The organism is Subtercola sp. RTI3 (assembly GCF_035018625.1).
In the GTDB taxonomy this organism is placed as follows: Bacteria; Actinomycetota; Actinomycetes; order Actinomycetales; family Microbacteriaceae; genus Subtercola; species Subtercola vilae.
Window position 1 is genome coordinate 43,519 of the sequence record NZ_JASJXO010000022.1, and the last position, 15,544, is coordinate 59,062.

The following is a 15,544-nucleotide window of genomic DNA, read 5'->3' on the forward strand; positions in this document are numbered from 1 at the left end:
CCGAGGGCATTCAGTCTTGAGTTAGCGTCGAACGCGTCGTCGCTACGCCCGTGCGGCCAGACGAAACAGGCGCGCCGACGGCCCGGCGCTGGCTGGCGTGACGGTGAGCAACGACGAACCAGCGTTCCAGGTGGGATGCCAGTCGCCCAACGTCACGGGATACAGGGTGCTGACTTCGATCGATTCTCCGGCCGCTGCAAGAGAGGGCAATGTGAGTTCGATGCTCTGTTGACCGTCATCCCGTGACCAAACGGCAAGATAGGTGTTCTCTGCCGAGCGCAGACCCAGCACGACCGTGTCGTCGTACCAACCCGGCAGCCCAAGCGGCCAGAACGGCTCGCTCGCTGCGACGTCGGCTCGGATGTCCTTGTGAACGTCGACGCCATGCGAGACCAACGCGAGTTGATGCTCATTCATACCGTCGAGGAAACCCGAGAGATACAGCCTGCCTGCGAGCCCGTTCACCATATTGAAGGCGATCGCTTCATCTGATTCGTTCGGCTGCGGATACGACCAGTTTGCGGCTTGCTCGGGAACGAGCGACGCAGGCGCGGCAGCCGCAATGGTGGCGTACAGCCGGTAGTCCTGCTGGTCTGACGTGGACTGGAGATCGAGCCGCGACATCATGGCGTAGTCCATACGCATGGCACCCGAGGCACAGTTCTCGAAGATCACATTCGGATGCCGCGCGATTATGCCGTCGAGCCAGGCCAGGTGCGCACGATTGTGATCGAGCAATCCCTCACCGGCACTCAGGGCATCGAGGTCAGTACCCGAGCCCGGCGTAACGTTGTAGTCGAGTTTGAAATAGCGTGCACCCTCATCGATGACGAGGTGATCGACAACCCTGTCGAGGTGCGCGATAGTGGCGGGGTGCCGAAAGTCGAGCAGGTACCGGTCGTGCTCCACGACTCGTTCGCCGAACCGCTGGATGAATGCCTCGGGAGGCAGAGCGCCGGCCATCGGACTCTTGACCCCCACGACTTCGGGCTCGAGCCACAGCCCCGGCTGCATGCCCTTCTGCCGAATGTACGAAAGCACCCTCTCGAGCCCGCCATCAGGAAACCGCACTGTCGAGGGCTTCCACTCGCCGACACTCGGCCACCAGTTGCCCCCGTCGTCGTACCAGCCCGCGTCGACGCAGAAGTATTCGGCGCCGACGGCGGCCGCCGCGTCAATGAGGGGAAGCAGCTTCTCGGTCGTCGGATCGCCCATCAGGGCATTCATGTAGTCATTGAAGATGACGGGCATATGTGCATCTGGCACGCTGCGGCGTCGCATCGCACGCCGCTGGGCTGTCAGCCCCGCGATCGCGCCTTCGTATCCGGCGTCAGACACCGCAAACGAGACGGGAACACTGGTGAAGTGGCCGCCCGCACCGATTGACGTGTTCCACTGATGGTCGATGTCTGTCGGCCCCGAGACGACCAACGACACTGCGTTCTCCGCGTCGCGACGACCGTCGACCTCCCAACGCCAGGCCCCATTGTGCTCGATCTGCCACGCGAGCGCACGCCCGGTCTCTCTGTTCTCAAGAACCCCGGTGGGCAGATATTCACCGGAAGACCACGTCGACTTACTGACGGTCGTCAGCGTTCCGCGAGCGTCATGATCATGCAGAGTCGTGTTGATTTCGGGCAGGCCATCAGGGCCGTGGAGCTCAATCCACGCCCACCGGCTCTCTCCGCACCATTCCGACCGGCCGCGCAGCAGCGAGACATCGGCCATCTCTTCACCACGGGCGAGAAACGCGCCGGTGGCGAACGAGCTGACCATCTGCACGATCTGAGGGTTCTCGCCCTCGTTGGTCACGGTGGTGCTTGTCTGTACGGCGGCGACGCCATCGAATGCCTCAAAGAGACTCGTCACCGCCAGATTCGTCTGTTCATCGAACTGCACGATCGACAGTCGATTGCGTCCGTCGCCCGCTGTCGACACTGAGTGCTCGCGGTACCGCAGCCTCGCGCCAACACCGGTGTGGCTGAAGCGAGTGTTCGAGAGAGCGTGGCCGTCGCCGAGCACCATGACTTCGACGAGAGGCTGCAACCGTTCGACCACCGTACGGTCATCGAGGCCCGCTCGGCGCGTGGCGAGCGCTATCTCAGAGATACGGGCCGGCGCGCTGTCGCTGAAGTCGATCACGATCGAGATCGTCTCTGTGTTCCATCGAATAGTGTTTCGGCGAATAGACGTATCCATCAGGGCTCCTTTGCACAGGCCGTCGGCCGGGACCGAGACGGTGGTTCACGCCATGAAAACGTTGATCATTTTCGGCTGAACATGATGCTACCTGATTTGATCAACGTTTTCATGGGTTGTTACAAATCTGTGACATCGGGTGGATCCATGCCCGACACGAGCTAGCGAATAGTGCGGCCGGCCCCGCCCGCCCGAGGCGGCGCCGTGCTGTCGCGCACGATGAGATGCGGCGAGGGCGACGAGGCGTCGGCTGGCCCGTCTGCGCCCTCACGCTCAGCGACAAGGAGATGCAGCGCCGAAGCGCCCAGCTGTACAAAATCCTGAGCCATCGTGGTGAGCGACGGCGACCACAGCACAGCATGGGGGTGGTCGTCGAAGCCGACCACGCTCACGTCATCCGGCACAGACAACCCGTTCAGTTGCAGCGCCTTCATCACACCGAAGGCGATCTCATCGTTTCCCGAGAGAACGGCCGTCACATCGGAGAGACCGGCGAGTATGAGGCCCGCCTCGAAGCCCGACTGCGCCGACCAGTCGGCCAGCACCACCTCGGGCACCTTTCGCCCCGCCTCGAGCAGCGCCTCTCGCCAGCCCACGAGCCGCCCACTCGGCCGACCGGAACTCGGTACTGCGACATAGTGAACTGTCTCATGACCGAGCGAGAGAAGGTACTTGGTGGCCTCGTAACCACCCTTGTGATCGTCGAACAGCACGCGCCGTGCGGCGCGCCCATCGTTCGTCGATGTGACCACCGCAATCGGCAGCGTCTCGGGCAGCGCCGACAGCGCTCGCTCACCCTGCAGATCAAAGTCGAGAACGATGACCCCGGCGAGCGGTTGCCCCAACATCAGGTCAACCGCCGCCTTGACGTCAGCCTCGGTAGCGGAGTTCACCACCGTGATCGCCACCAGCAGGCCGGCGGCGCGCGCCGCTTCTTCGATGCCCTGAATGGTGGCAGCGTAGCCGAACCGCGTCGTGTTGCCTGCGATGATTCCCACCATCGACTGCCGCCCCCGTACAAGCGCACGGGCGGCCTCGTTCGGCCGGTACCCGAGCTCGAGAATGGCGTCGTCAACACGCTTGCGTGTCTTGTCGCTCACCGGCGTCGCCCCGGTCAGCACCCGTGAAACAGTCGGCACCGAAACCCCGGCCACCCGCGCCACATCGGCGAGAACGGGCACGCGCTCGCGGGGCCGATGATCCATGGGCCGAGTCTAGTGAGCCCGCAGTGGTCAGGCCGGCTGGGCCGCCAACTCGGTGACCTTGCCGCCCTTGATGTGCAGGCGCCGCTCGGCCCGGCGGGCCACCGCTGAGTCGTGCGTCACGATGATGAGCGTGAGCCCCTGGTCGCGCCAGAAGCTCTCGAGCAGCTCCATGATCTCGTCACGGGTATCTTCGTCGAGGGCACCAGTCGGCTCGTCGGCCAGCAGCACGTCGGGGCGCTTGACCAGCGCGCGAGCGATGGCCACCCGCTGCTGCTGCCCACCCGAGAGCTCGGCCGGAAGGTGGCTGAACCGTTCGGAGAGCCCCACAGAGGCCAGGGCGTCCTGAGACCGTTGCCGACGCTCGGCACCCGAGACACCCAGCGGCGCCAGGGCAGTCTCGACGTTCTCGAGGGCAGTGAGTGTGGGAATCAGGTTGAACCCCTGAAAGACGAACCCCACCTCTTTTGCCCTGATGGCGGCCAGTTTGCCGTCGCCGAGCTTCGAGAGCATCGACGAGCCCAGCTGCACCTCGCCTGAGGTCGGCCGGTCGAGGGCGCCGAGCATCTGCAGCAGGGTCGACTTGCCGCCGCCGGTGGGCCCCTGAATGGCAACCATCTGGCCGTCGGGAATGCTCAGATTCACCGAGTCGAGCGCCGTGATCTTTCGTTTCGACGCGTTGTAGGTCTTCGTTACGTTCTTCAGTTCGTACATGTCTGTCTCCTCAGTCGCACAGTGGTGGGGTCGATGGTCTCGGTGGCCGGATGCCCGGCCCTAGCCGACCGAACGCAGAGCCTCGGCGGGCCGCAGTCGGGCCGCACGCCAGCCACCGATCGCACCGGCGAGCAGCCCGCCCAGCACAGCGAGGCCGACAGCGATCAGGATGATGCCGAGCGTGACCGGCGCTTGCAGCGTCACAGTGGTCGACGCGACGGCTTTCGCCGCGGCACCGAACCCACCGCCTGCGCCACCCCCGCCGGGGCCGGTCGCTGCGGTGGTCGCGGCGGCTGACCCGCTGAGAGTCGGAGCAATGATGTTCACTACGAGTACTCCCACCAGACCCACCACGATGCCGATGGCACCGCCGATCAGGCCTTGCACCACCGATTCTCCGGCGACCTGGCTGACGATACGGCGATTGCTCCAGCCGACGGCCTTCAGGGTTCCGAATTCACGCGTTCGGCGGGTGACACCAGAGATCGTGAACAGGATGGCGATCAGGAACGCCGCGGCCAGCACGAGGATCGAGAGCCACGTGCCGAGGTTCGAGACGAGCGAGGAGGCGGTCGAGAGCGAGCCGGAGACGGTCGAGGCGAGGTCAGCCTGCGTGCTCACGGTTGCCGTGGGAAGCGTGCTCTTCAGGGAGGTGGCGAGCTGGTCGACGCCGCTCGAAGAGGAGGCGGTCACGTAGATGTTGCTGATCTTGCCCACGTTGCTCGAAAGGGTCTGGGCGACATCGAGGGGAATGTAGACGTTCGAGGCCGTGACGCTGTCAGAGCCCGACGACGAGACGGTGCCGACGATGGTGAAGGTGGTGCCGCCGATGCTGATGGTGCCGCCCGTGGCCAGCGAGGCCGAGGTCGCGTAGCTCGAGTCGAGCACGGCGTTGTCGGTTCCCACATCGGCCGCGGTGAGCAGGCGACCGCTGGCGAGGGTCACCGCTGAGAGCGGGCCCACTGAGGCGCCGGTGGGGTCGAGCCCGAGAACCGTGAAGTTGTCGACGCTGAACGAGCTGCCGCCCGCACCGTCGGGGCCGCCGGTCGGGGCCGTCTGAGTGGTGGAGGAGCCGGCCTGGCCGCCCAGTGCGCCGCCCGTTCCACCGGTGGTGCCCGATGTGCCCGTCGCCTGCGAGGGCAGCTGGCCGCTGAACGTCATGTTCGTGAGCGACAGCGTTGCCGTTGCGGCAGAGACGCCGCTCGTGGCTTTCACGGTGTCGAGCTGGGTGGCATCGAAGACCGTCTCGGTGCGACTCGTCGTGAGCGTCGACTGGTTCAGCGTTGTCGTGCCGCCCGCCGTCGCGCCAGAACCCGAGCCGAAGGCGAACGCCCCTGGCGCGGCTCCGGCCGTGGGTGCGACAGCGGCCTGGCTGATCGTAATGTCAGTGCCGACCCCGTAGACCGACTGCAGAACCGACGCCTGCGCGCCCTGCACCCCCGCCGAGATCGAGTTGACCAGAATGACCAGGCCAATGGCCAGGGCCATGCCGATCGAAATGATGACGGTCTGCTTTCGCCGATTGACAAGCTCTCGCCTGAGGTACGTGCCGAACATGGGGCTCCTTCGTGTGGGGTCTGACCCGACGTTACGAAGGAGTTCTATGCGCTCACCATGCCGGTGCTATGAACCACGCATGCAAACTCGCGGGTCTCCGGATGCACGGCAGCAGGCATCCGCAACCACCGGCCCGAGCAGAGCTACCAGGTGCCGGCGGGTGACGCCACTATCGGCACGTCGACGTACGACCAGTGCGCTCCGTTCGCGTATTGGCTCGAGGCCCACGGGGAGGCCCAGATGGCCTGCTCGATGACGTTCGTCGGGGCAGAGGCGGCGAAACCGGCAACGATCGCCGAGTACCCGCCGACGCTGTGCAGAGCTTCTGCGCAGTTCGCGGCGGCGGTCACGAGGGTGTCGTAGCTGCCGAAGCCGCTGCCGCCGCCCGAACCCCAGCCGTTGTTGAGCGGGTTGTTGCGGTTCCACCAGTCATCGGTGCCGTTCTCCTGGCGCATCCAGCGCAGCATCACGGTGATATTCGTGTCGCTGAGCGGAAACCCGGCGAGCGCCAGCACCAGCGTTGCCCAGTCGCGGTTGGTCGTGCCGGCGGCGAGGTTCTTGGCCGCAGACGCCGAAGCGTAGTCGTCGCGCGTCACGATGACACCCGACGCGTCGCCGGGTACCCGCACGATCTGCAGGCTGCCGCCGGCGCTCGCCTGAACGTAGCCGTCGGCCGGCGTCACGGGCGGTGGCGCCAGCGACACGAGGGCCACCAGCCCGAACGCAGCGAGGGCGGCACCCACGACCGTCACACGGGTCACCCTGTTACGGGGGGAGCGGGGCGGCCCGGCCAGAAACGAGAACACCACCTCAGGGTAGCCCCCACTACCCATAGCGGCACCTGAGTGTCAAGGTCGGGGGGCGGTGTGCCTGCGGCGGCGTACGAGCGGTTACGTTTGAGCATGGCCGTTGATCTGATCTCGCTGTCGCCCATGCAGTCGCTGGGTATCCCCATCGCACTGGTGGGGTCGGTGTTCCTCGCCCTCGGCACAGAATTCCAACACCGCGGCGTCAACAAGGTGGATGCCGCGACCACCACCAGCGCCAGAACCGGCCTGAACGTGCAGCAGTTGTTCGCGCTCGCGCGGCGCCCCTCATGGGTCATCGGAACCCTCATGCTCGGCCTCGCAGTGGTCTGCCAACTGACCAGCCTCTTTCTCGCCCCCCTCACGGTGGTTCAGCCGCTGGGCGCGCTCGCCCTGGTGATCACCGCCATCGTGAATGCTCGAACACACAAGCAGAAGCTGTCGAAGTCGACCATCCGCGCGATCGCGTTCTGCGTGGGCGGCATCGGGCTGTTCGTCACCGTGGCGGCGCTGACCACCAGTTCTGTTCCGATCGGCACGACCCAGCTCGTCATCGTGCTCATCATCCTGGCCGTTGTGGTGAGCCTTCTCATCGTGGCCTTCGTGCTCTTTCGTAAGCGCGTGAACACCGTCTTCTACATCTTCGGTGCCGGCATTCTGTTCGGCTTCGTGGCGACCCTCGCGAAACTCGTGATCGACCGTGTGCACACCATCATCAACAATGGGTTCCACCTCGTTGCCGGTGACGGCCTCACCATCGTCTGCCTCGTCGGCGTCATCGTGGCAGCCCTGTTCGGTTCGTACTTCGTTCAGACGGCCTACTCGTCGGGGCCGCCCGACCTCGTGGTGGCCGGGCTCACCGTCATCGACCCCATGGTGGGCGTGACGATCGGCATCATCGTGCTCGGCGAGGCCGCCTCGGCCCCGTGGTGGGCAGGCATCGTGTTCGTGATCGCCGGCGGCCTCGCGGTGTACGGGGTCATTCAGCTGGCCCGGCGGTCGCCCATTGCCGCACCCGTCTGAGCGAAGAGCATCCCTTCCCGTTCTGGCCGGCACCGGTGCATGCTTGAGGCATGGATGCACTGCGACTCACCCTCCTGGCCGAGCAGATTGCCACAGCACTACCCGCCAGCACCCAGGGGCAACCGTTCGGCGAGGGTACCGAGGTGTTCAAGGTCGTGGGCAAGGTGTTCGCTATCGTCGGATCCCGCGACAACCGGCCGCTCGTGACGCTCAAGTGCGCACCCCCGCACGCCGAAGCGCTTGTGGCGCAACACCCGAGCGTCACCCCGGGGTACCACATGAACAAGCGGCACTGGATCTCGGTCATCCCGGGCGAGGAGACCACCGAGACGCTTCTCGAAGACCTCATCGGCAACTCGTACGACATCGTGGTGGCGACGTTGCCCCGTGATCGCCGGCCCGGGCGGCCTGTCTAGGCTGGGGTCATGGCTACAGTCATTCTCGTGCGGCACGGCCGCACCACAGCGAACGCCAGCGGAGTGCTGGCCGGTCGTACCGCAGGGGTCAGGCTTGACAAGGTGGGCGTCGGCCAGGCCGAGCGCACCGGCGAGCGACTTGCTGCGGTGCCGTTGGTGGCCGTGGTGTCGAGCCCTCTGGAGCGCTGCCGCCAGACGGCGAAGCTCATTCTCGACCGCCAGAACGGCTCGCCCCTGGCCCCCATCGACCGCGGCATCACCGAGTGCGACTACGGGCAGTGGCAGGGCAGGCCGCTCAGCGAGCTGTCGAAAGAGCCACTCTGGTCTGTGGTGCAGTCGCAGCCGTCGGCCGCGGTCTTTCCCGGTGGCGAGTCTCTGGCTGCCATGCAGGCCCGCTCGGTGGCGGCGATCCGCCGCCACGACGCCGCCATTGAGGCCGAATACGGCCCGGGCGCGGTGTGGGTGGCCGTGAGCCACGGCGACATCATCAAGTCGATCCTCGCCGACGCGCTCGGCATGCACCTCGACCTCTTTCAGCGCATCAACGTGGGGCCGGCCTCGGTCTCGATCGTGCGTTACTCGGCCAGCCGCCCCGACGTGATCGCCACCAACACCGATTCGGGCGACCTCTCGTGGCTGCGGGCGACCCCGGCGACAACCGACGCGCACGTGGGCGGCGGAGCAGGCCACGAGGCGCCATCCAGCGATTCTGGCTCATAAAATATTCTCATGCCCACTATCGTTCATGAGTTCGCCTGGCCCGACCGGCTCGTCGTCGGCACTGTCGGCCACCCCGGCGCTCGCACGTTCTACCTGCAGGTGCGAACCGGCGCCCAGATCGCCAGCGTTGCCCTCGAGAAGGAGCAGTCGGCGCTGCTCGCCGAGAAGGTCGACGAGATTCTCGATGAGCTGATGGCCGGCGAGGGTAACCCCTACAGCGTGCCCACCATCACCCCGATCGAACTGGTCGACAATGAGCCGCTCGACCAGCCGGTCGAGCAGGAGTTCCGTACCGGCGCGATGAGCCTCGGCTGGGATCCGTCGACCGCGCAGGTCGTCATCGAGGCATACCCCCTGGTCGAAACCGACACCGATCAGGGCCAGGGTTTCGACCCCGACACCGACGAGCCGGCCGAGAAGCTGCTGGTTCGCATTCCCGTCGGCACCGCGCGGGCGTTCGCGAAGCGCACCCGCGAGGTGGTCGGGGCTGGCCGGCCACTCTGCCCACTCTGCGGCAATCCCATCGACGGCGACGGGCACATCTGCCCGGTTCCCGGCGAGGTCTGATGCCCGAGGCCGACGTGTTCGACGGTGCCCTCGACATCACCGGTCGCATCACGACGGCCTCGAATGGAACGTTTCTCGCCCAGCTCGGCGATGTCGACGTGGTGTACAAGCCCATCTCCGGCGAGCGCCCGCTCTGGGACTTCCCGAGCGGCAACCTGGCGAACCGTGAGGTGGCAGCCTACCTCGTCTCAGAGGCGTTCGGCTGGAACGTGGTGCCGCGCACGTGGCTGCGCGACGGGCCGTTCGGTGAGGGCATGGTTCAGCTGTGGCAGGAGGCCGACCCCGAGCAGGAGGCCGTCGACCTCGTGGCACTCGACGCGGTGCCAGAGGTGGGGTGGCGGCACGTCTTCGAGGGGCGAGACGAAGACGATCATCCCGTTGCCCTCATTCACGAAGACTCAGTCGCCCTCAGGCGCATGGCCGTGTTCGACATCGTCGTGAACAATGCCGACCGCAAGGGGTATCACATTCTGGCGATGCCCGACGGGCACCGCCACGGCGTCGACCACGGCCTCACTTTTCACGTCGAACACAAACTGCGCACGGTGCTGTGGGGCTGGCTGGGCGACGACCTCGAGCCTGACGAGGTCGCGGGGGTCGAGCGGGTGCGCGAGGGTCTGGCCGGTGACCTCGGCGCACGACTCGCAGAGCTGATCAGCCCCGTCGAGTTGCTAGCTCTGGGCCGCCGGTGCGACCGGCTGCTCGCGAACCCACGGTTTCCGGCGCCGCGGGGGCAGATGCCCGCGATGCCGTGGCCACTGTTCTGACCTGGCCCAGTTCGCCCGAGCCGAGCCGGATACGCTCAGCGCGCCCAGAGCCCGCCCGAACGGCCGAACAGCTCATCGAACCCGCTGCCGGCGGCACCGAAACCGCCGCCCGGTTTGCGTGAACCGAGGTACGAACCGACCACCGCCGCACCGAGATCGTCGGCTTCGGGCGCGACGACCGTGCCGCCCACCCGCCGGGCCATCGAGTCGATGAACCGGGCCAAGCCCGGGTCGTCGCCCAGCCTGAAGAACGAGGTGTGCGCTCCGAGCCGCATCGAGTTGTCGAGCTCGCGCACCGCATACGCCACGGTCACCGGGTCGGGCGGGTAGTTGAAGTACACCTCGCCGTTCGGTTCGAGGTGCGACGTGGGCTCACCGTCGGTGACGATCAGCAGCACCGGCTGCGCAGTGGGATGTTTACGAAAATGACGATTGGCGAGCAGCAGGGCGTGGTGCAGGTTCGTGCCCTTCTCCCACATGGCATCGAGGCCGATGAGCTGCTCGATCTGCATCACCTCTGCCGCCCGCCCGAATCCGATCAGCTGCAGTTCGTCGCCGCGGAACCGGCTCGTGATGAGCGTGTGCAGAGCAAGCGCGGTGCGCTTCATGGGCACCCACCGACCATCCATCGCCATCGAGAACGACGTGTCGACGAGCAGCGCGACACACGCCTGCGTTCGCGCCTCGGTCTCGTGAACCTCGACGTCACCGATTTCTATGCGGATGCCCGAACCTGTCGGTCGCCCCTCCCCCGCCGTGCGAGTGAGGGCGTTCGTGATCGTACGCGTCACATCCCACGGTTCAGTGTCGCCGAACGCCCACTCGCGGGTCGCACCGGAACGGTCGCCCGCAGCCCCAGCCTGCCGCAGGTCGCGGTTGCCCTGGCGTCCCGAGAGCTTCTCGGCCACGTCGCGCAGCAGTGCTTTCCCGAGCGCACGCATGGCCTTCGGGGTCAGCTTGTACTGCCCGTCAGACCCGCGTTTCATGGTGCCCGACTCGTGCAGCGCCTTCTCGAGCTGCTGCAGGGCGCGGGCGTCGACGGTGGCCTGATCGCCGAGCTGGCGTGTGAGCTTGTCGAGGTCGAGATCGTCGAGCCGCGAGCCGTTGTACGACTGCGACAGCTGCTCAGACAGCTCGTCGAGATCGGCGAGGTCTTGGAAGACGCCGGTGCCGTCACCGAGCCCGAGGCCCTCTTGACCTTCCATTCGCTCGGAGCCACCCCAGTTCTCGCCCGGGCGGAGCGACTGCAGGTTCTCGTCGAGCTGAGCGAGCGACTGCATCAGCTCGGGGCTGCCGAAGGCCTGCTGGGCGAGGGCGTCGAGCTCGTCGCGCTGCTCCTGGGTCATCGAGTTGCGCATGCGCTGGGCCGCCGCGGCGCGCTGGGCGAGCGTGTCGAGCAGCTCGTCGATCGTCTGCGGGTTCTCCGGAAAGTAGTCGGCGTGCTTCTGCATGAACTCGTCGAACTGCTCGGGGGTGTCTGTGCCGCGAGTGTGGGCGTCGAGCAGCGCGTTGAGGTCGTTCAGCATCTCGGCGATGGCCGCGCGGTCGTCATCTGTCGCGTTCTCGAGCGCGTTCTTCATGCCGGCGAAACGCTGGTCGAGCATCTCGCGGCCGAGCAGGTCTTTGATCTTCTCGAAGTCGGCCCGGGCAGCGCCGCTCTGCCAGTCGTAGCCGTTCAGTTCACTCACGGCGGCGGCAGGCGACGCCGGCAGGTTGTCGAGCTGCATCTCGGCCAGGGCCCGATCGCCCTCGTCGAGCCCTGCATCGCGGGCGAGTTGCTTGCGCTCGGCGAGCACGGCCGAATCGAGCAACTGCTTGATCTCCTGCAGCGTGCCGTCGAGGTTGTGCTTCTGAGCGAGCTCCTGCCGGCGCTCCGCCACCCGGCGGGCCAGGTCGTCGAGCCCGGCGCGGTCTTTGCTCCCGCGACGCAGGAACTCGCGCATCGCCTGCTCGGGCGAGTAGCCCGCCATGACGTCTTCGCCGATGGCATCGAGGGCCTCGGTGAGGTCGACGGGCGCCGCCAGCGGATCGGGGCCCCCGGCGTACCTCGCATAACGGGTGGCCCGAGACAGCCGCCGGTTCGTTCTAGCCATAGATGGCCTCTCCCCCGCCGCTCTCCTTGCTCACCTTGCGGGAGAGGTACAGACCCTCGAGCGCCAGCTCGATCGCGCCGGCCCGTTCACCCTCGGTACTCGCGCCCAGCCGCCCAGCGATCTCGTCGTACAGCTCCGACTCACCGAGGGCCGGCAGGCCCGCCAGAAAGTCGCGGGCGGCGACCTGCTCGCCGGTCGTGACCATGGCACCGCTCTCGAGGGCATCGACCAGCACACTGAAGTCGATTCCCCTGAAGTGCTCCCTGACCGTCTCGGCCGTGGCCGTTCGCAGCAGGTGGTCGAGAATCTCGTCGGCCCGGTCTTCTTCGCCCGACTCGAACTCGATCTTGCCGCCGAGCACGTCGACAGCCGTCTCGAGGTCGATCGGCCGCGCCACGGCCTGCTCCTCGCCCTGCCGCGTGGCCCGGTGAATGGCCGCCGCGGCCACCGTCTCGGCGCCCGCGATGGCGAAGCGCGCGCTCACGCCGCTCCGCTGGTCGACGGCGCTCGAACCCCGCAGCGCCCGAGTGAACCGGGCGAGAATCTCGACGAGGTAGTCGGGAACCTCGGCGACCAGGTCGGCCTCCTGCCGGATCACTGCGATCTCGTCGGCCAGCTCGGTGGGGTAGTGCGTGCGAATCTCTGCGCCGAACCGGTCTTTCAGCGGCGTGATGATACGCCCGCGGTTCGTATAGTCTTCGGGGTTCGCACTGGCCATCACGAGCACGTCGAGCGGCAGTCGCAGCACGTACCCGCGAATCTGAATGTCGCGCTCCTCCATCACATTCAGCATCGCGACCTGAATGCGCTCGGCCAGGTCGGGCAACTCGTTGATCGCCACGATGCCCCGGTGGCTGCGCGGAATGAGACCGAAGTGAATGGTCTCGGGATCACCCAGGCTCCGCCCCTCGGCGACCTTCATCGGGTCGACATCGCCGATCAGGTCGGCCACGCTCGTGTCGGGCGTCGCGAGCTTCTCGAAATACCGCTCTTCCCGCGCGCGCCAGGCCACCGGCAGGTCATCGCCGAGTTCGGATGCCCGGCGCCGGCTCTCGCTCGTGATGGGTTCGTACGGGTGTTCACCGAGCTCAGACCCATCGATCACCGGCGACCACTCGTCGAGCAGCCCCACCATCGTGCGGAGCAACCGCGTCTTGCCCTGGCCGCGCTCACCCAGCAGCACGATGTCGTGCCCTGCTATCAGGGCCCGCTCGACCTGGGGTATCACTGTCGACTCGAACCCGTGCAGGCCCGGCCACGTATCACGCCCCTCGCGAAGCGCAGAGAGCAGGTTGTCACGAATCTCTGCACGCAGGGTTTTCTGCACATGCCCCCCTGTACGGAGGGCGCCGACGGTTGTCAAGGCTGGTCGCATCACCTCCGCAATGCTACGCCTGCACGCCTGAGGCGGAATATATTTTGTATGTACAACCTTTCATCAAGTGCCGACTCGCCTCCTGTCGACAAGCCTCAAGAGAAAGCCGAAGCAGTGACCACCCAACAGACGGCTGTTGAAAAGCACTACCTGATGTCTCCAGAAGAAAACGTTCAGCGCATCATGAAGACCGGCACAGTGTGGTTCGCTGCCGCTGTCGGTTCGATCGCCGTTGTTCTCGGCCTGCTGCTCGCTTCGGGCTGGCGACCTGCTCTGCTGACGGGCGGTGTGCGGCTGCTGTTCTGGGTCGCTTCGTCGCTTGTGGCACTGAGTGTGGGGCTGATCGGATGGTCGGGGTGCCCCATTCTCGAAGTCGACGTACCCACGGCCGACCGCAACAAGTCGCGCACCATGCAGCTCGGCACCATGATGTTCATCGTGGGCGGGGCGGCGGCACTGCTCGCGATACTACTGGGGCCCGCCCGGTAGCTCCCTCAGCACCTCGAACATCGCGCTCTCGATCTCGCTCAGGGTCTCTACCGATCCGTCGGCGATCCAGTGCTCGAACGAGAGGCGAAAGACGGTCACTCCCGACTCGGCCGCGAGTGAGGCGGCGGGCTCGGTGACACCCCGTTCGCGGAGGGCCGCCGCGAGAACGCCCGCGAGCGATGCCATCTTCAGCAGCTCACGCTCCTGCAGCTCGGGGTGGGCGGCGATGACCTTCTGGCGAAGGCGGGAATACGGGCGACGTTCTTCGTTGAAGACGTGCGATGCCCGGCACACCCCCGCAACCGATGCTGCGACGATATCGAGGGGCCGGGCATCCGGAGCCGCGGCAGTGACGCCGTCGATGAAACCCTGCCGAAATTCTTGCTGGCCGCCGAAGAGCACCTCGCGTTTGTCGGTGAAGTAACGGTAGAACGTGCGCTCGGTGAGCCCCACCGCTGCCGCGATGTCGGCGACGGTCGTCTCGTCGAAGCCGTTCGCCACGAACAGCTCGAGGGCAGCCTTCTGCAGGCGCTCGCGCGCCGCGGGTTCCCATCGTGCCATGCGTCGATCATACCCGGCGGAAACTGGTGATGACAGAACCTGACATGAGGACTAGAGTGGCTTTCGGAACCGATGACAGGTTCTGACATCGAGAGCCCGACCGGCGAACGGCGGGCAGACAGGGGCACCACTCATGCGCGTCTTCATCACAGGGGCATCCGGCTGGATCGGCTCTGCCGTCACCGACGAACTGCTCGCGAACGGCTACCAGGTTCTCGGGCTCGCCCGGTCTGACTCCTCGGCAGAAGCCCTCGAAGCGAAGGGCGCCGAAGTGCTGCGCGGCGACCTCGACGACCTCGAGGCGCTGCGGTCGGGTGCCTCATCGACCGATGCCACCATTCACCTCGCGAACAAACACGATTGGGCCAACCCCGCCGTGTCGAACAAGGCCGAGCGCGAGGCCGTCGAGACGATCGGCGAGGCGCTGGCCGGATCGAACCGAAAGTTTCTGCTCGCCTCCGGCGTGGCCGGGGCCGTCGCCGGCCGAGCACTGACCGAAAACGACGCGTCGCCGTTTCACGGCCTCGAGTCGCCCCGCGGCGGCAGCGAGAACCGCGCCCTCGAGTACGTCGAGCAGGGTGTCGGTACCGTGAGCGTGCGATTCGCGCCCACCGTGCACGGGGCCGGCGACCAGGGCTTCGTGAAGTTCATCGTCGACGCCGCGCGCGCCAACGGCTTCTCGGGCTATGTCGGCGATGGCGCGAACCACTGGCCGGCGGTTCACCGTTCAGATGCCGCGCGTGTGGTGCGTCTGGGCCTCGAGAAGGCTGCCCCGGGCACGCTGCTGCACGCCATCGGTGAGCAGGCCATCCCGACCCGCACCATCGCCGAGGCCATCGGGCGCGGGTTGAACCTGCCCGTGCGCTCGATCGACCCCGGCGAGGCCACGGCGAAGCTCGGCATGATCGGTGGCTTCTTCGCGATGGACATCCCCGCGTCGTCGGCGCTCACCCAGCAGCTGCTCGGCTGGACCCCCACCGGCCCGACCCTCGTCGATGACCTCGACGCCGGTTCGTACTTCGCGTAGCCCGTCACCCTGTCTCTTATACACATCT

15 protein-coding genes are annotated in these 15,544 nt (G+C 66.5%); 7 read left to right on the forward strand and 8 right to left on the reverse strand.

The annotated features are described in order from the left end of the window. Nucleotides 1-42 precede the first annotated feature (42 nt). The 5 genes from QN358_RS10155 to QN358_RS10175 form a co-directional block, all read right to left on the reverse strand. Nucleotides 43-2,199, reverse strand: a complete 2,157-nt coding sequence (locus QN358_RS10155; protein WP_323512266.1) for a glycoside hydrolase family 36 protein — start codon at nt 2,197-2,199, stop codon at nt 43-45. A 161-nt stretch (nt 2,200-2,360) separates the two neighbouring features. Beyond that, nucleotides 2,361-3,404: a LacI family DNA-binding transcriptional regulator gene (locus QN358_RS10160; protein ID WP_323512267.1), complete on the reverse strand. Its 1,044-nt coding sequence runs from the start codon at nt 3,402-3,404 to the stop codon at nt 2,361-2,363. A 27-nt stretch (nt 3,405-3,431) separates the two neighbouring features. Continuing rightward, on the reverse strand, nt 3,432-4,115 hold the full coding sequence (locus tag QN358_RS10165) for an ABC transporter ATP-binding protein (RefSeq protein ID WP_323512268.1): 684 nt from the start codon (nt 4,113-4,115) through the stop codon (nt 3,432-3,434). Between the two features lie 60 nt (nt 4,116-4,175). Then, nucleotides 4,176-5,672 carry an ABC transporter permease gene (locus QN358_RS10170; protein WP_323512269.1) on the reverse strand — a complete coding sequence of 499 codons (1,497 nt, stop codon included), beginning with the start codon at nt 5,670-5,672 and terminating at the stop codon, nt 4,176-4,178. Between the two features lie 143 nt (nt 5,673-5,815). After that, entirely contained in the window at nt 5,816-6,433 is a 618-nt protein-coding gene (locus QN358_RS10175; protein ID WP_323512270.1) for a hypothetical protein, read from the reverse strand. A 141-nt stretch (nt 6,434-6,574) separates the two neighbouring features. On the opposite strand from QN358_RS10175, the gene QN358_RS10180 reads away from it, so the two are divergent. The 5 genes from QN358_RS10180 to QN358_RS10200 are packed head-to-tail and all read left to right on the forward strand — an operon-like array spanning nt 6,575 to nt 9,971. After that, a complete protein-coding gene (locus QN358_RS10180; protein ID WP_136642573.1) occupies nt 6,575-7,501 on the forward strand; it encodes a DMT family transporter in 927 nt (308 codons plus the stop codon). Between the two features lie 50 nt (nt 7,502-7,551). Further along, complete coding sequence (locus QN358_RS10185) at nt 7,552-7,917, forward strand: MmcQ/YjbR family DNA-binding protein (RefSeq protein WP_136642574.1); 366 nt, start codon at nt 7,552-7,554, stop codon at nt 7,915-7,917. 9 nt (nt 7,918-7,926) lie between these two features. Continuing rightward, nucleotides 7,927-8,637: a histidine phosphatase family protein gene (locus QN358_RS10190; RefSeq protein WP_323512271.1), complete on the forward strand. Its 711-nt coding sequence runs from the start codon at nt 7,927-7,929 to the stop codon at nt 8,635-8,637. A 9-nt stretch (nt 8,638-8,646) separates the two neighbouring features. Next, complete coding sequence (locus QN358_RS10195; protein WP_323512272.1) at nt 8,647-9,204, forward strand: DUF3090 domain-containing protein; 558 nt, start codon at nt 8,647-8,649, stop codon at nt 9,202-9,204. Further along, entirely contained in the window at nt 9,204-9,971 is a 768-nt protein-coding gene (locus QN358_RS10200; protein WP_323512273.1) for an SCO1664 family protein, read from the forward strand. Before QN358_RS10195 ends, QN358_RS10200 begins: the two co-directional genes overlap by 1 nt. Nucleotides 9,972-10,006: 35 nt before the next feature. Here the strand turns inward: QN358_RS10200 and QN358_RS10205 are convergent, their stop codons facing one another. Continuing rightward, a complete protein-coding gene (locus QN358_RS10205) occupies nt 10,007-12,064 on the reverse strand; it encodes a VWA domain-containing protein (RefSeq protein ID WP_323512275.1) in 2,058 nt (685 codons plus the stop codon). After that, nucleotides 12,057-13,439 (reverse strand): magnesium chelatase, encoded by a 1,383-nt coding sequence (locus QN358_RS10210; RefSeq protein WP_323512278.1) that lies wholly within the window; start codon nt 13,437-13,439, stop codon nt 12,057-12,059. Before QN358_RS10210 ends, QN358_RS10205 begins: the two co-directional genes overlap by 8 nt. 114 nt (nt 13,440-13,553) lie before the next feature. Here QN358_RS10210 and QN358_RS10215 point away from each other — a divergent pair, with 114 nt between their 5' ends. Further along, nucleotides 13,554-13,928, forward strand: coding sequence for a hypothetical protein (locus QN358_RS10215; protein WP_323512276.1), 375 nt, complete (start codon nt 13,554-13,556; stop codon nt 13,926-13,928). Here QN358_RS10215 and QN358_RS10220 read toward each other — a convergent pair. Further along, complete coding sequence (locus QN358_RS10220) at nt 13,908-14,489, reverse strand: TetR family transcriptional regulator (protein WP_136642580.1); 582 nt, start codon at nt 14,487-14,489, stop codon at nt 13,908-13,910. The genes QN358_RS10215 and QN358_RS10220 overlap by 21 nt on opposite strands. Before the next feature lie 133 nt (nt 14,490-14,622). Here QN358_RS10220 and QN358_RS10225 point away from each other — a divergent pair, with 133 nt between their 5' ends. Then, complete coding sequence (locus tag QN358_RS10225; protein ID WP_323512277.1) at nt 14,623-15,516, forward strand: SDR family oxidoreductase; 894 nt, start codon at nt 14,623-14,625, stop codon at nt 15,514-15,516. The last annotated feature ends 28 nt before the right edge of the window (nt 15,517-15,544 follow it).

Bases quoted from the DNA above. Each gene is read 5' to 3' on its own strand.
- QN358_RS10155 (WP_323512266.1), bottom strand. From the start codon at position 2,199: ATGGATACGTCTATTCGCCGAAACACTATTCGATGGAACACAGAGACG.
- QN358_RS10160 (WP_323512267.1), bottom strand. From the start codon at position 3,404: ATGGATCATCGGCCCCGCGAGCGCGTGCCCGTTCTCGCCGATGTGGCG.
- QN358_RS10165 (WP_323512268.1), bottom strand. From the start codon at position 4,115: ATGTACGAACTGAAGAACGTAACGAAGACCTACAACGCGTCGAAACGA.
- QN358_RS10170 (WP_323512269.1), bottom strand. From the start codon at position 5,672: ATGTTCGGCACGTACCTCAGGCGAGAGCTTGTCAATCGGCGAAAGCAG.
- QN358_RS10180 (WP_136642573.1), top strand. From the start codon at position 6,575: ATGGCCGTTGATCTGATCTCGCTGTCGCCCATGCAGTCGCTGGGTATC.
- QN358_RS10185 (WP_136642574.1), top strand. From the start codon at position 7,552: ATGGATGCACTGCGACTCACCCTCCTGGCCGAGCAGATTGCCACAGCA.
- QN358_RS10190 (WP_323512271.1), top strand. From the start codon at position 7,927: ATGGCTACAGTCATTCTCGTGCGGCACGGCCGCACCACAGCGAACGCC.
- QN358_RS10195 (WP_323512272.1), top strand. From the start codon at position 8,647: ATGCCCACTATCGTTCATGAGTTCGCCTGGCCCGACCGGCTCGTCGTC.
- QN358_RS10200 (WP_323512273.1), top strand. From the start codon at position 9,204: ATGCCCGAGGCCGACGTGTTCGACGGTGCCCTCGACATCACCGGTCGC.
- QN358_RS10205 (WP_323512275.1), bottom strand. From the start codon at position 12,064: ATGGCTAGAACGAACCGGCGGCTGTCTCGGGCCACCCGTTATGCGAGG.
- QN358_RS10210 (WP_323512278.1), bottom strand. From the start codon at position 13,439: ATGCGACCAGCCTTGACAACCGTCGGCGCCCTCCGTACAGGGGGGCAT.
- QN358_RS10220 (WP_136642580.1), bottom strand. From the start codon at position 14,489: ATGGCACGATGGGAACCCGCGGCGCGCGAGCGCCTGCAGAAGGCTGCC.
- QN358_RS10225 (WP_323512277.1), top strand. From the start codon at position 14,623: ATGCGCGTCTTCATCACAGGGGCATCCGGCTGGATCGGCTCTGCCGTC.